This window comes from Deinococcus apachensis DSM 19763 (assembly GCF_000381345.1).
GTDB lineage: Bacteria > Deinococcota > Deinococci > Deinococcales > Deinococcaceae > Deinococcus > Deinococcus apachensis.
Window position 1 is genome coordinate 46,107 of sequence record NZ_KB906409.1, and the last position, 12,622, is coordinate 58,728.

Annotated in this window: 10 protein-coding genes; 3 read left to right on the forward strand and 7 right to left on the reverse strand. The window is 70.1% G+C overall.

The features are described from left to right. Positions 1 to 209 precede the first annotated feature (209 nt). From F784_RS24700 to F784_RS23375, 4 genes are all read right to left on the reverse strand, one after another. Positions 210 to 1,298, reverse strand: coding sequence for a carboxypeptidase-like regulatory domain-containing protein (locus tag F784_RS24700; RefSeq protein ID WP_019587631.1), 1,089 nt, complete (start codon positions 1,296 to 1,298; stop codon positions 210 to 212). A gap of 456 nt (positions 1,299 to 1,754) precedes the next feature. After that, positions 1,755 to 1,949: a hypothetical protein gene (locus tag F784_RS0115475; protein WP_019587632.1), complete on the reverse strand. Its 195-nt coding sequence runs from the start codon at positions 1,947 to 1,949 to the stop codon at positions 1,755 to 1,757. A gap of 234 nt (positions 1,950 to 2,183) precedes the next feature. Beyond that, complete coding sequence (locus F784_RS26305; RefSeq protein WP_019587633.1) at positions 2,184 to 2,354, reverse strand: hypothetical protein; 171 nt, start codon at positions 2,352 to 2,354, stop codon at positions 2,184 to 2,186. 12 nt (positions 2,355 to 2,366) lie between these two features. After that, on the reverse strand, positions 2,367 to 3,143 hold the full coding sequence (locus tag F784_RS23375; RefSeq protein WP_019587634.1) for a carboxypeptidase-like regulatory domain-containing protein: 777 nt from the start codon (positions 3,141 to 3,143) through the stop codon (positions 2,367 to 2,369). Positions 3,144 to 3,408: 265 nt separating this feature from the next. Here F784_RS23375 and F784_RS0115490 point away from each other — a divergent pair, with 265 nt between their 5' ends. Beyond that, positions 3,409 to 4,764, forward strand: coding sequence for a fibronectin type III domain-containing protein (locus F784_RS0115490; RefSeq protein ID WP_157465300.1), 1,356 nt, complete (start codon positions 3,409 to 3,411; stop codon positions 4,762 to 4,764). Positions 4,765 to 4,830: 66 nt separating this feature from the next. On the opposite strand, the gene F784_RS0115495 is transcribed toward F784_RS0115490, so the two are convergent. Both F784_RS0115495 and F784_RS26310 read right to left on the reverse strand, forming a co-directional pair. Further along, a complete protein-coding gene (locus tag F784_RS0115495; protein ID WP_019587636.1) occupies positions 4,831 to 5,211 on the reverse strand; it encodes a GNAT family N-acetyltransferase in 381 nt (126 codons plus the stop codon). 365 nt (positions 5,212 to 5,576) lie between these two features. Next, positions 5,577 to 5,714, reverse strand: coding sequence for a hypothetical protein (locus tag F784_RS26310; RefSeq protein ID WP_019587637.1), 138 nt, complete (start codon positions 5,712 to 5,714; stop codon positions 5,577 to 5,579). 481 nt (positions 5,715 to 6,195) lie between these two features. Between F784_RS26310 and F784_RS24705 the strand changes: the two genes are divergently transcribed. Both F784_RS24705 and F784_RS0115515 read left to right on the forward strand, forming a co-directional pair. Then, on the forward strand, positions 6,196 to 7,101 hold the full coding sequence (locus F784_RS24705) for a CPBP family intramembrane glutamic endopeptidase (RefSeq protein ID WP_019587639.1): 906 nt from the start codon (positions 6,196 to 6,198) through the stop codon (positions 7,099 to 7,101). Between the two features lie 136 nt (positions 7,102 to 7,237). Then, complete coding sequence (locus F784_RS0115515; RefSeq protein ID WP_019587640.1) at positions 7,238 to 9,298, forward strand: ATP-binding protein; 2,061 nt, start codon at positions 7,238 to 7,240, stop codon at positions 9,296 to 9,298. 985 nt (positions 9,299 to 10,283) lie between these two features. On the opposite strand, the gene F784_RS0115520 is transcribed toward F784_RS0115515, so the two are convergent. Next, complete coding sequence (locus tag F784_RS0115520; RefSeq protein WP_026332515.1) at positions 10,284 to 12,605, reverse strand: hypothetical protein; 2,322 nt, start codon at positions 12,603 to 12,605, stop codon at positions 10,284 to 10,286. Between the last annotated feature and the right edge of the window lie 17 nt (positions 12,606 to 12,622).

The following is a 12,622-nucleotide window of genomic DNA, read 5'->3' on the forward strand; positions in this document are numbered from 1 at the left end:
ACGGCGAGGCTCAGCGCGTTGCCGCTGTCACGGCAGGGACCGACCTCGTCAAGGTCCATGCCCGGCCGGATGAAGTGCCGCCGCAACTCGCCGCCGGAATCAGCAACCAGTTGGGCGCATCATCGAGTCTGGCGGTCCAGGTCATGCTTCGGCGCCGCTCGAAGGGCTGGGGACCGGGTTTGGCCTCGGCCGTGCCGGGGGTGCTCCCGTCACCTCAGGGGTGAGAGGGAGATGCTGGTGAAAATGTTGGGCGGTGTGACAGTGGTGCCCGGGACATCCGCGCCGTACGTGCCGACCAGGTCCCCGGCATTCACCCGCCCGTCCCCGTTCAGGTCCTTCCAGGCATAGAGCCGGTACTTTGCATTCTCCTGGAGGTCGTCCAGACGGTACGCCGCGCTCGTCCCGGATGCCGTGATCGTTGTCGTGCGCTTGCTGGCCGCGTCGCACTCGTCGCCCTTCATCACGCACACCGCGACCACCGTGCCCTTCAGGTCCACGTTCGCATGGAGTTTACCGGACACGTACAGAGCGTCGCTCGCGCTCGTCGTGGGCTTTTCCCCCAGCCGCACGGTGAACTCCAACACGTCACCGACCGTATTCGAGCGCCGGAAATCACTGGTCATCGACCGCTCGTAATTGCTGGGGTTGCGCGCCCCGATCAGCACCGTCTGCGGGGCGCCGTTCTCGGGCAGGTACCGCGCCGTCACCCTGTACCGGCCAATCGGGATGTCCCGCAGTTGCGAGCCCACCAGGAAGCCCCTGATCACCTTGCCCTTACTCCCGTCGATGATCGGCCCAACCGGGGTGAGGGTGACCTCCACGCGGCCCAGGTCGAAGCCGGGGGCGTTCACCGCGCCGAACATCCACAACGTTCCGCCGTAGGATCCGCCGTCGGGCCTCCTGCCCGTGAGTTTCCAGGTGAAGTCGCGCACCGCGCCTGTCCGGGTGGCGAACTCGGAGCGGTCGTTGGGGACGAGCTGAAACTGGTAGACCGTGCCGTGGTACCCGCGGCTGAGGCGGGCGCCACCGCGCCAGGTGCCGATCTCGTTTCTCGGCAGGGTGATCGTGTAGCGGCCCTGCTTGTTCGTGGTGCCGACGGCGTTCATGTTGTAGTACAGGGTGTTGTCGGCATAGACCTCGGCACCCTCGACCGGCTGCCCGGCGGAGTTGCGAACGACGCCGGTCATGGTGTAGGGGACAGGTTTGCCGGAAGTGTTGCCCGCCTGGCTCGCGCCCCCAGCGAGCAGCGAGGCGAGCAGAAGGCCAGCTTTCGTCGCGTTCATTTTCTTCGTGTTCATGGTGATTTCTCCTTCGTCTGCACAGTCAGTAAGGAGGCGATGTCGCCGCGCGCTGTCCGCAGGGAACGAGGCACCTCAATCTGGTTCCGCAGGCTGGCCCGTGCTCCCGGATACTGGGCGAGGGGCCCGCGGCGGGATGCATGTTCAGCTCGCCCAGCAGGGCCGCAGTCGTCCTGAGGAACGCTTCCGCATGCCGGGTCGGGAAGAAGGCTGGACAAGGCCACGTCCTCAGGCTTCTGCGCCTCCACGGTCTCGATGCTGGCCCGCGTGCCGAGGTGCCACACATCAGAGGTGAGGCGCGGCCGGGCAGGGGAGACGGCGGGAGTCAAGGTCAGGACGAGGGGCAGTGCCGGGGTCGCCCCGGGAAGCGGGAGCGCTGTCGGCGTGAGGCGAAGGAACCCTGGGGCTCCACCCTGGTCGTGTCCCCCGGCTGACACCCCGCGGCCCGTGCCCAATTCAGGGCCTCAGGCACTCGGTGTACATGAATTCGAGGAGGTCGTCGGCGCTGGTGAAGTACCGCCGCTCGCCCTGCGTGCCCTCCCGGGCCGAGGCGCGCCACACGGAGCCCTCGCGGCTCTCCTCGTGCCAGACGCGCAGGACGTAGATTCGCGGTCGCGGCTCCCGGTGCTCGGGGTTGATGTCCTGTTTCATACGCGCCTCCACTTCGGGGCTCTTCCACAGGCACCCGCGGCCCCCGGACCCACCCCAGCTCCGAGGCAGGGGCCTTCCGGCACCCGCGCCCCTCCCCGGGTTCGTTTCTCCGGGGGGCTCGACCCTCTGGCCTGATGCCGAGTCGGGCTGACACCTTCGGCGTCACGGTCGTGCCGGGCTGGCCGCCGCTGGACATGCCGATCAGGCCGCCCCTGCTTACCGCGCCGTCGCCCTTCACGTCCTTCCACAGCGGGTGGAGGGCTGCCCCACTCTCAGGTTGTCCAGCAAGTCGGGCGTGCCAACAGTCATCTCGCGCCCGGCAGGCTCGCCGTTCATCACGCAAGCGACCACGGCAGTGCCCTGCACGTCCGCCCTGGTGCGGATTTCGCCCGGGATCTGGCCCATGCCTCCCCAGGGTTACTCCCCGGCGCCGAGCTTGATGGTGAACTGCATGGCGTTCCCAAGGGTGTTGGTGCGCTCGAAGTCCGCCGTCATGGAGGGGGCGTACGTGGTGGGTCGGCGCTCCGCGATCAGCACCGGCTGGGGCGGGCCGTCCTCGGGGAGGTAGCGGGCGGTCACCCGGTAGCGGCCAATCGGAAGGTCCCTGACCTGCGAGCCGTCCAGGAACGCCTGGATCGTCTTGCCCGCGCTGCCGTCGATGATCGGCCCGTCCGGTTCCAGGGTCACCTGGACGCGGCTGAGGTCGAAGCCGGGGGCATCCACCGCCCCGTACATCCACAGCGAGCCGCCGTAGAACTGGCCCTCGGGTGTCTTGCCGGTGAGCTTCCAGGTGAAGTTGCGGACGGCCCCCTTCTCGGCGGTGAACTCCGCGCGGTCGTCGGGGACGAGCACGAACTGGTAGTTCACCCCGTGGTACTCGCGGTGCAGGATCGCCCCGCCCCGCCAGGTGCCCAGCTCGTTGCGAGGGAGGGCAATGCGGTAGTGCCCCTGGGCGTCCGTGGTGCCGGTCTCGTTCATGTTGTAGCGCAGCGTGTTGTCCGCGTAGACCTCCACGTCCGGGACCGGCTGGTCATGCTCGCTCTTCACGGTGCCCGTCATCGTGTACGGCCCGGCCTGGCCGGGGTCGCTCGTTCCCGTGTCGCCCGGTGGCATCCCCCCTGGTGTGGAGCCCACGTTCGCACCCCCACACGCGCTCAGAACCGCGACCAGCATCGCCACGCCCAACAGCCTCATGTTTCGCATCCTCAGCCTCTTTCCGCAGTCAGGCCCACCCGGGACCGCCGCGTTGAAGTGACGGCACCGTAGGCGCCACGGGATGTCACGGGCATGTCATCCTCTGCCTTCTGCCCTGCCCGCAGGTTATGGGCCGGAAGACGGCGCCCGGCGCACCCTTTCTCATTGCAGGCCGGGTGAAGCCTCCGTCGCCGTGCCCGCTGGGACCGCCATCGGCTGGCCATCCGACCTGTCGTACCTTGCCCCCCGAAAGGAAGGGATGAACATGCATCAACGAGGAATGGTCGGACTGCTGTTGCTGACGGGTGTGCTGGCGAGCTGCGGGGGCGGAGGTGCGGCGCCGGGGCAGGCCCCCGCCAACCCCACGACCTTCACCGCGGCCGCCAGGGGCAGTACCCAGGTGCAACTCGACTGGAGTGGCGTGGAGGCGGGAGCGCACGTGGTTCTGGAGCGCAAGTTCAACAACGGGGCCTACGCCACGCTGAAGGACAACCTCACCACGACGACCTGGCTGGACCAGAACCTGACGCCCAACACGACGTACACCTACCGCATCAAGGCCGTAAATGCGGCGGGGTCGAGCAGTGGTCTGGAAAAGAGCGCCACCACCGCCGTTCCCGGCGACCCCGACTTCACCCTGAGCGCCACGCCCAACACCCTGAGCCTGGGGCCGGGCCAGAGCGGGACCACGACGCTGGGAATCACCCGGCCCGCCAACCCCGACGGTGACGTCACCTTGGCGCTGGAGGGCGGCATGGCGGGCACCGGCGCGGACAGGATCGCGGGCGCCTTCACCTCGGGCACGGACGGGAACGGCACCCTCAGGCTCACGGTCGGCGCGAATGTCCCCGTCGGAACCTACGACCTCACCGTGAAGGGCACGAACGGCAGTGTCACCAAGACCGCGAACGTGCGCGTCGTGGTGGAGAAGTGGCTGCTGGTGGACGACGACCGCAGCGGCAACAACTGGCCCACCAGCAATCCCGCGCCCGACTCGGACGGCGACAAGTTTATGCGCGCCGCGATGGGGGGCAAGGTCTTCGACGTGACGGTCGTGCCCTACAGCGCGAGCGGGCAGGAAAAGGACGAGCCGGACGGTCCCAGCGTTGAGGTGATGAAGAAGTACAGCGGCGTGGTGTGGTACACCGGGGACACCATCGTCAGCCCCGTCACCCACGACGACGTGGCGAATCTTCAGGGCTACCTCAACACGGCAAATCGCAAGGTCGTGCTGTTCTCGCCAGGGTTCATCCGCACCTCCGCCACGAACGGTTCGACCCTGGCGGAGCCCGGTGAGGCGGTCCAGACGTTCTTCAAGGACTATGCGGGAGTGGACAAGGTGGCGTACGCGGGGCTCATCGACGGGAGTTACACCGTCACCGGCCAGGCGAATACGGTCACGCAGGGCCTGAGCCTCACCCTGACGAGGGGGGCCAACCGGGCTGACCTGGCCCCGGGGCAGGGAACCCAGACATTGCTGACGGCCGGGAGCGCCGTGGTGGCGACGGTCAGGGCGGGTGTGGGTACGGCGACCTCGTCAAGGCTGACCCTGCTGGGCCTCCCCACCGGCAAGCTGACGCAAAACGACACGGCCAGCCTGCTTGGGAAACTGATGCCGTAAGGGGCCGGGGACGTTTGGGGGCCAGCGTGCGGAAGCGCTGGCCTTTCTGCTGTCATCCCCGGTGAGTTACGGCATGCCTCGCATGCGCCACACGCCCGCGTCAGGCACGAAACCCAGGCGCCGGTTCACGCGCAGCATGCCCGCGCTACGCGAATCGTTGTCCGTCCGCATCGCCACGCCCCCTTCCTGCCGGGCCGCCCGTGCCGACAGGGCCTTGAGCGCGGCCGCGAGGCCCCGCCCACGCACGTCCCTCGCGACGCCCGTTCCCCACACCATCACCACGCCGTCCTCGCGCGGGGAACGCACGAGTGTGAAGCCGACCGGGCGCTCGCCCAGCAGGGCGATGAGCGAAGCCGTGCCGGAGGTAAAGGGGCTGCGCGCCACAGCCCGACCGAACACCTCGAACGGCTCGGGCGCGCGGTTCCCGGAGGTGGGTTCGTCAAGCATCACCGACGTCGTCAGGACGTGCAGGGCCTGGGTGCCGTACTGTTCCAGCCATGTGCGAGCGGGACAAAACGTGTCCCCTCCCGCTCAAGGCGCTCGACGTGCGCGGCGAAGGGGGAAAACGAGAATTTGTCCAGGCGCAGCGTCGACTCGAACGAGTGGGATGCGACCCGCAGGCCCCGACGTTCCGCCCACGCCCGGCTGCGCTCGTCGTTGTCCAGAACGCGTGCCTCGACGCCGACGGGACGCATCCTCTCCAACTGGGGCGCCAGGGCATCCCGTAACCTGCGGGCAACGCCCTGACCGCGCCGTGCCTCATCCACGATCAGGTGGATACCGTACCAGCCTGGCAGGTGCTGCGAGGTGGGCTACAGGGTCACCGCACCGACGAGGTCGTCCCCGTCGAGGGCGAGGGTCCGCACGAGCAGCAGCCGGGGATCAAGCGTTCCCTCCGCGTGCAAGAAGCGGTCGAGTGGGATGGGCCGGTGGTAGCCCTGGTTGAACAACGAGAGAAAGCGGGTGGCATCCTCCGGACGGTAGGACCTCAGGGCGGGGCGTTGCGTACGGCATCGTACCGGTCAGGCCCGCAGCACCGCGCAGTACACAGCACGGAGGGCTGGTCAGGCTTGTGGGCGGCGCGCAGTTCCACCTCGCCCTCGCCCCATGTCCCCGGCAGGGCGACTTGTTTCTTGATATGCCTGCGATTCAGGACAACCCAGATGGCGGCGGGATGGCGGAGCAGGAGGCGTGGACCCGCCCCCGGTCAGCCTGACAAGAGCGTGTCAAGCGCGTCCTGGCCGGGGAAGCGCCTGGACCGGGGTGAACTGGCCGTGTCACCGGGTGATCGGGCGAGTGCGGCGCGGGTGACATCGGGTTGACACCGTCCGCCGCCTACCGTGTCGCCTGAAGGGCTGGTCATCCCGCCCGGTGCTTCCCCGGCGCCGGGGAGTCCGGGGCCGATGCCGCCGCCCTGAAGGAGAAATCCGTATGCTCAACGAACAGCTTCGCCGTCCACCCCTCGCCCTGCCCGGCGTTCCCGTGACCTACGTGGCGCTGACGCTGCTCCTCGCCTGGAGCTTCCAGGCCGCCGCCATCTCCTCCGGCCTCGATATGATGCATCTCGACGAGGCGCCGCCCACCCTGTGGCTCCTCCTGATCGGGATGAGCTTCAGCCCGGCCCTTGCGGGGGTCGCCACGCAACTCCTGCACCACCGCTCGCTGCGCGGCATGGGCTGGCGAATCCGGTCGTGGCGGCACCTCGGCCTGGGTGTGCTTGCCGCCTTCGGGATCGTGACGGCGGGGCAACTGCTCGCGCTCGCGCTGGGCGCCACGACCTTCGACGCCACGGTGGCGACGGGGCACGCGGCTGCATTCCTGGGCGGAAGCTGGGCGCCGGGCTGGTTCCTCGTGCCGCTGTACGCGCTCCTGGCGAGCCTGGCCTACACCCTGCCGATGGCGCTGTTCGCGGTGGGCGAGGAGCTGGGATGGAGCGGCGTGCTCATCCCCAGCCTCGCTCGGCGCTTCCCCTACCCCGTGACCTGCCTGGTGTACGGCGCGGTGTGGTGCTCGTTTCACCTGCCGCTCGTGCTGTTCGCCCACTATGGCCTGGACATGCCGCTATGGTACGCCGTGCCGGGCACGCTCGTCTCCATGGTGCTCATGGCCTTCCCGGTGGCGTGGCTGCGCCTGCGCTCGGGCAGCGTGTGGCCGGGCGTGGTGTTCCACGGCATGCTCAATGCGGCTGGTTTCTACGTCTACACCGAGGTGTTTCAGCCCGGCAGCTCGGCTTCCGGCGTCCTCGTCCGGGGTGAGGGAGGACTGGCGGCCATCGCGGTCTGCGTGGTGGTGGCGTCGCTCCTCGTTCGCCGCTCCGGGCGAGGAGCCTTGCTTTGACGGGTGCGCGGCGAACGTTGACAGGAAGAGGCGGGATGAAACGATCTGATTGAGGACCTTGAGCGGCGCGGGGAGGGCGATGGACAAGCCTTTTCCGCGCCTTGCGCCGTTGCCACCTTTGCTACCTTGAAGCTGGATGCCCCGCCCCACCTGGCAACTTGATCTGTTCGGTCATCCGCGCCTGCTAGACCCGGACGGGCGGGACGTTCGCGCGGATCGCAAGTCCCTCGCGCTGCTCGCGTACCTCGCCCTGGAGGGTCCCTCGTCCCGTTCCCGGCTGGCGGGGTTGCTGTGGCCCGACACGGTGGAAGCCACCGCCCGCAATAACCTCGTCCACAAGCTGAGGCGGCTGCGGGCGCGCACCGGTGCGGACCTCGTGGACGCGGAGGAGACGACGTTGACCTTGCGCCCTGACGTGGAGGTGGACGCGTGCGCCCTCCTGCTCGACCGTCGGCACAATCGGCACGGCGCCGTGCTGAACGGGGCGGGGCTGCTGCTGGACGGCGTGGATGTCGACGACCTGCCTGACTTCCAGGACTGGCTGCTCGCCTGGCGCGAGCGACTCGACACGTACCGCTGGGAGGCGTTCAACCACGAGTTGACGCGGTTGGAGGACGCCGGGGCATATGTTCAGGCGGCGGCGCTCGCGGCGCGGTGGGCGGACCTCGACCCCCTGTCCGAGGACGCGGCCCGCCGCAGCATGCGCTTTCAGTACCTTGCCGGGGACCCGTCCGGGGCCCTGCGAACGTATGCCCGGCTCCGGCAGACGCTCGACCGGGAGCTGGGGGCCGAGCCGCAGGCGCTGACTCAGGCCCTCGCCCAGGAGATCGGACGCGGCGGGGGGCTGCCCGCTTCCGGCGCGCCCCCCGCCCGCCCCCCGTTGCCGCTGGGCGTGTTCCGGCCCCCGGCGCTGATCGGCCGCGAAGCCGCGTGGGGCCGGATGGAGGCCGCCTGGCAGGCAGGGCAGCTCATCTACCTGACCGGAGCACCCGGCACCGGCAAGACACGGCTCGCCCTCGACTTCGCCCGCTCGAAGGGCACGACCCTGCGGCTCGAACACCGGCCCGGGGACGAGACCGTACCCTACTCGTCGAGCGCCCGCTGGACCCGCGAGATGCTGCGTCACGCGCCGCACCTGACCCTCACGCCCTTGCAGAAGCGCGAGCTGTCGCGCATCCTGCCCGAGTTGCGGGAGGGGGACGTGCCTCCCATGAACGGTGAGGAGGGCAAGCTGGCCTTTTACGAGGTGCTCTCTCAGGTGGCGGATCTCGCGCTCGCGGACGTGACGGCGGTGGTATCCGACGACATCCAGCACGACGACGACGCCTCCCAGGAGTCCGGGCGGTACTACGCGGCGCGGGCGGCCACGGGGGGTTCCGCCGCCCCGCAACCGCGGGTGCTGCTCACCTTCCGGCAGGGGGAGCTGTCCCCACAGGTGGACGCCGTCATGCGCGGCCTGGTGGACAGTGGTCTGGCGGTCCTGATTGAACTCCAGCCGCTCGGTGTGGCAGACATCCGGGCGCTCCTCGACACCCTCGACCTGCCCTTCGCGCCCGGTCTCGACGAGGAGCTGTACCGCTACGCCGGGGGAAACCCGCTGTTCGTGCTGGAAACCGTCAAGTTTCTGGTGGAGGAGGGGCTGCTGGGGCGCGGCCTGCCCGAACGGCTCGCCCCGCCCGGGCGCACGGGCTCGGTGCTGGAGCGGCGCCTGGCCCGGCTGTCCCCGGCAGCCCTGAATGCGGCGAGGGCGGCCAGCGTTCTGCACGGCGACTTCACCCTCGAACTCGTGACGGCCGTGCTGGGGGCGCCCCTGCTGGCGACCGCGAGTGCCTGGGAGGAGCTGGAGGCCGCGCAGGTCATGGCGGGCGAGCGTTTCAGCCACGACCTGCTGTACGAGGCGGTGTGGCGGGGAACGCCCGAGACGGTGCGTCGGCTGCTGCACCGCTCGGCCGCCCGCGTGCTCGCCGGGTCCGGCGGGCATCCCCAGCGGGTGGCGGAGCACTGGCGGGAAGGCGCCCAGCCCCACGAGGCGGCCATGTGGTTCGAGCGTGCCGCCCAGGCGGCGGAGGCGGCCCTGCGCCTTCACGAGGCCGAGCTGTGTTACCGGAGCGCCGCGGAGGCGTACGAGGCCGCGGGTGACCTGGACGCGGTGCGCAGGCTTGCGGCCCGTCCCTCGCCCGCCCATTCGGTCCACTAAACTCCATTCTTGGTGTTGGCCTGAAGGAGCATCGGGCATCCAACTGCGGCAGCGTGGGGGTCTGCGCGCAACGGCTGTTCCCCGGTAGTGGCGAGCGGCTCAGCCACCACGGCGCGTCACGCGGGCGCCGCCAGGCTGGCTCAGCCTTGGCAGGAAGGCGGCGAGTCGGGAGAGGCGGCGGCCCACCTCGTGCGCTCCTGGAATTCACCCGTGCGCGGGGGGAGCGCTGCGTCCACTCCAACAGACCTGACCAAACATGACGGACCGCAGGATGCCTTTCTGGGGACGGGCCGGGATATCTTCCGGTTTCCCCGCTCTCGGCCGGGACGGTCAGTCCGTGTCCTCCCAGTGGACCTGCCCGTTCTGACCGGTCGCCAGGACGTGGTCTGCCCCCTAAAGCTGGACAGGGCTGACTGACGAACGGCCTGGACGCGGCAATGGCGCGGCAGTTCGGTGCGGACGGGACCCCGGCGCTGCTGGCCCGCGGGCGACGTGACCGCTGGTCCATGGTCGCCGAGGACACCGCCGCGTCTTCTCGGGGCACGCTCGTCAGCACGAACCACAGCGGCCACTTCACCGGTCTCGATCCGAACCCGGTGCGGCGGTCCAGCGCGTCCTGGAGGACCCTCGGGGGCGCAAGCGGCGTCCCGCTGATCTTTCGACCGTCTCGCCGGGCCAGCGGTGTGAGGATGCTGCCACCTCGCGGCACGGCACGAGGAGCTGCGCACGCGCCGCGCGCCCGCCTCCAGCGCGAAGCCAAGGCGTCCACTGCGGCCGTACGCGAGCCGGTGGCCGTTCGCACGCCCGCTCTCTTTCCGCGCGGTGGGAGCTGAGAGGACCCTGCGTGTTCGAACCTGGGGGGTCCGGCCGGGGAACACACCCGGAAGGGGAGAGGCCCATACAGTTCTTGGCCCTTGGCGTTCACCCCGCGACCTTGATCGTCGGCGAGGGGCAATCGGACCGCGCCCCCCCGCCCTGGGTGTCCTCAGGGCAGCTTCGGCGTCTCGAACTGCACGCCCGACGCCACCCCGATGAAGATGCCCGCCCGCGCGCCGATCTCCAGGGTGGACGCCTCCGTCGTGTCTCCTTTCGCGTCCTTGCCCAGCACGAAGGTGAGGCCCGCCTTGAGGCCGACGGACGCCTGCCACGCCACGTCCTGAATGCCGTCGCGCCCGACCATGAGGGCGATGCCCGTGCGCGCGTCGAGGGTGGCGAGGTTCAGCGGCGCCTTCTTCTTCGCTTCCACACCCACGAACAGGGTGAGGGGCGCGGTGTACAGAAACGGCACGGACATCGTCACGAGGGCGCCCGACGGCGAGCTGCCCTTGAGTTCGAATTTGCTGCAACTCATGCCCACGTCGAGGATTTCGAGCTTGAGGACGAACTTGGCCCCGCCGAACATCGCCTTGCAGGGCGTCTCGTGCGGCACGTCCGCGAAGACCGGTTCCGGAAGGGGTACCACCGCCGGTCCGGGCTGGCCCTCGAAGCAGTGCCGCACGCTGCCCGCGGTCTGCGACACGCGGCTTGCCTTGTACGACAGGTTGTAAAAGAGGCCCGCCAGGTACTCCTTCTCCCGCTGCGCCCACACGCGCCGCACCCCGGGGTCGCCCTCGTTGGCGATGAGCGCCGAGACGAACTTCGCGTGTGCGTCCGCGAAGCGCGCGGTCGCGTTGTCGTAGGTCACGAGCGCCGCGTGGACTGGTGAAATCCACGTGTCGAAACGGCGGCGGCACTCCGCCAGCCGCGCCTCCTCGCCCTCGATGTCGAAGTCCTCGAAGGGCTCACCGCGCGTCCACTGCCCGTCCACCGCCTTCGCCGTGTCGGTGACGGCGTTGAACAGGGGGCGAAGGCCGGGCTCGAATGGGGCGCTCTGGATGGCCGCCGCGATCTGGGCGCGCCGACGCTTCGTCGCGGGCGCGTCCTGCGCGTCGCTCGGAAGGTCCGGCCCGCCTCCGCCCCGCGCCGCGTCGACCTTCACGAACCGGTCATAGGCCGGACCCCACGCCATCGCCTCGTGCCACGACCCGGGCATCTTGAGGCGCGGCAGGTCCCAGCCGTGCCCGCCGCTCAGGTCGAAGGGCTGGCCCGCCTCGCGGCGGTACGGCATCTCCTCGGGCGGCAGGTCGGGCTTCGCGGGGTCGCGCTCGGTGGGCACGTCCCCCACCCCCGCCCAGGCGTCGGGGGTGCGCCGCAGGCTGGCACGCTGGGCGCCTACCGCGCCCTCCATGTCGCCCCGGCACAGCAGGGACACCATCAGGTTCGAGTGCGCCTCGGAGAGGCGCGGTGCGGCCCCCAGCGCGGCGCGCAGCTTGCCTTCCGCGTCCTGGTAACGGCCGAGCAGGTTGAGGGCGTGCCCGCGGTTGTTGAGGGCAATCGCCGTCATGGGCACGCCCATCGGCGTGTTTCCGAACTTGAGCCTCTCCGCGAGGTTGAGCAGGGTCAGGGCCTCGTTCGGCAGCCGCAGCGAGTTCAGGACGCCCGCCGCGTTCACGAGGTGATCGGGGTTGGCCGGTTCGAGCCGGGCCGCCGCGAGGAACGCGAGGGCCGCCTTGGGCAGTTCGCGCGTCGCCACGGCGGTTGCGGCGACGGCCTTCACCGAGTCGAGGTGACGCCACGACGGAAGGGTGCCGAGTTCGTTCACGGCCGCCGCCCCGAGCCCCGCTTTCGCCAGGTCGCGCACGCCCCGCTCGGCCGCCGCGAGGTCGGGCACGCTCGCCGTGGGGACCGGGCGGCACACCACTCCTTTGAAGTCCGACAGGGTCCGGCGCTGGTTCTGCCTCGGCGGCAGCACCTCCCCGTCGCTGAACGCCTTGAAGGCGAGCGAGGCGTCCGGTGGGGTGGGGGTGGGAGCGCCCGGCGCACCGGGTGCCCCGGAAGAGCCGCCGGACGCGCCGCCGCTCGGGCCGCCCGGTGTGCCGCCCCCACCCGGCGGTTCCGGCAGGGTCGTGGCGAAGACTTCGAGGGCCACGAGCGCCCCGTTCACGAAGGTCTGCACCCGGTAACCGTACGTGCGACCCGGTTGCAGCCCCGCGTCGGTGAAGGTGCGGGCCGAGCCCGACAACGCGGCGAGATGCGTGGGCTGCCGACCGCCCTCCACGACGCGCTCGATCACGAACCCGGCGGGCGTTCCCCCGAGGGACCAGGTGAGGGTGATGCTGCGGCTCGCGGCGGCGGCCTTGACGGTGAAGTCGCCACGCGTTGCCACGGCACTCCTCGGGGGGGGCCCTGGCTGCGCGCCCGCCAGGGTGCCCAGGCCGCACAGGGCGAGACTCAGCAGGCCGATTCTGAGCATCGTTCGCTCGTTCATTCGATTCTCCTTTCACC

Excerpts from the sequence above, each read along its gene's own strand:
- F784_RS24700 (WP_019587631.1), bottom strand. The coding sequence starts at position 1,298 with ATGAACACGAAGAAAATGAACGCGACGAAAGCTGGCCTTCTGCTCGCC.
- F784_RS0115475 (WP_019587632.1), bottom strand. The coding sequence starts at position 1,949 with ATGAAACAGGACATCAACCCCGAGCACCGGGAGCCGCGACCGCGAATC.
- F784_RS26305 (WP_019587633.1), bottom strand. The coding sequence starts at position 2,354 with ATGGGCCAGATCCCGGGCGAAATCCGCACCAGGGCGGACGTGCAGGGC.
- F784_RS23375 (WP_019587634.1), bottom strand. The coding sequence starts at position 3,143 with ATGAGGCTGTTGGGCGTGGCGATGCTGGTCGCGGTTCTGAGCGCGTGT.
- F784_RS0115490 (WP_157465300.1), top strand. The coding sequence starts at position 3,409 with ATGCATCAACGAGGAATGGTCGGACTGCTGTTGCTGACGGGTGTGCTG.
- F784_RS0115495 (WP_019587636.1), bottom strand. The coding sequence starts at position 5,211 with ATGCTTGACGAACCCACCTCCGGGAACCGCGCGCCCGAGCCGTTCGAG.
- F784_RS24705 (WP_019587639.1), top strand. The coding sequence starts at position 6,196 with ATGCTCAACGAACAGCTTCGCCGTCCACCCCTCGCCCTGCCCGGCGTT.
- F784_RS0115515 (WP_019587640.1), top strand. The coding sequence starts at position 7,238 with ATGCCCCGCCCCACCTGGCAACTTGATCTGTTCGGTCATCCGCGCCTG.
- F784_RS0115520 (WP_026332515.1), bottom strand. The coding sequence starts at position 12,605 with ATGAACGAGCGAACGATGCTCAGAATCGGCCTGCTGAGTCTCGCCCTG.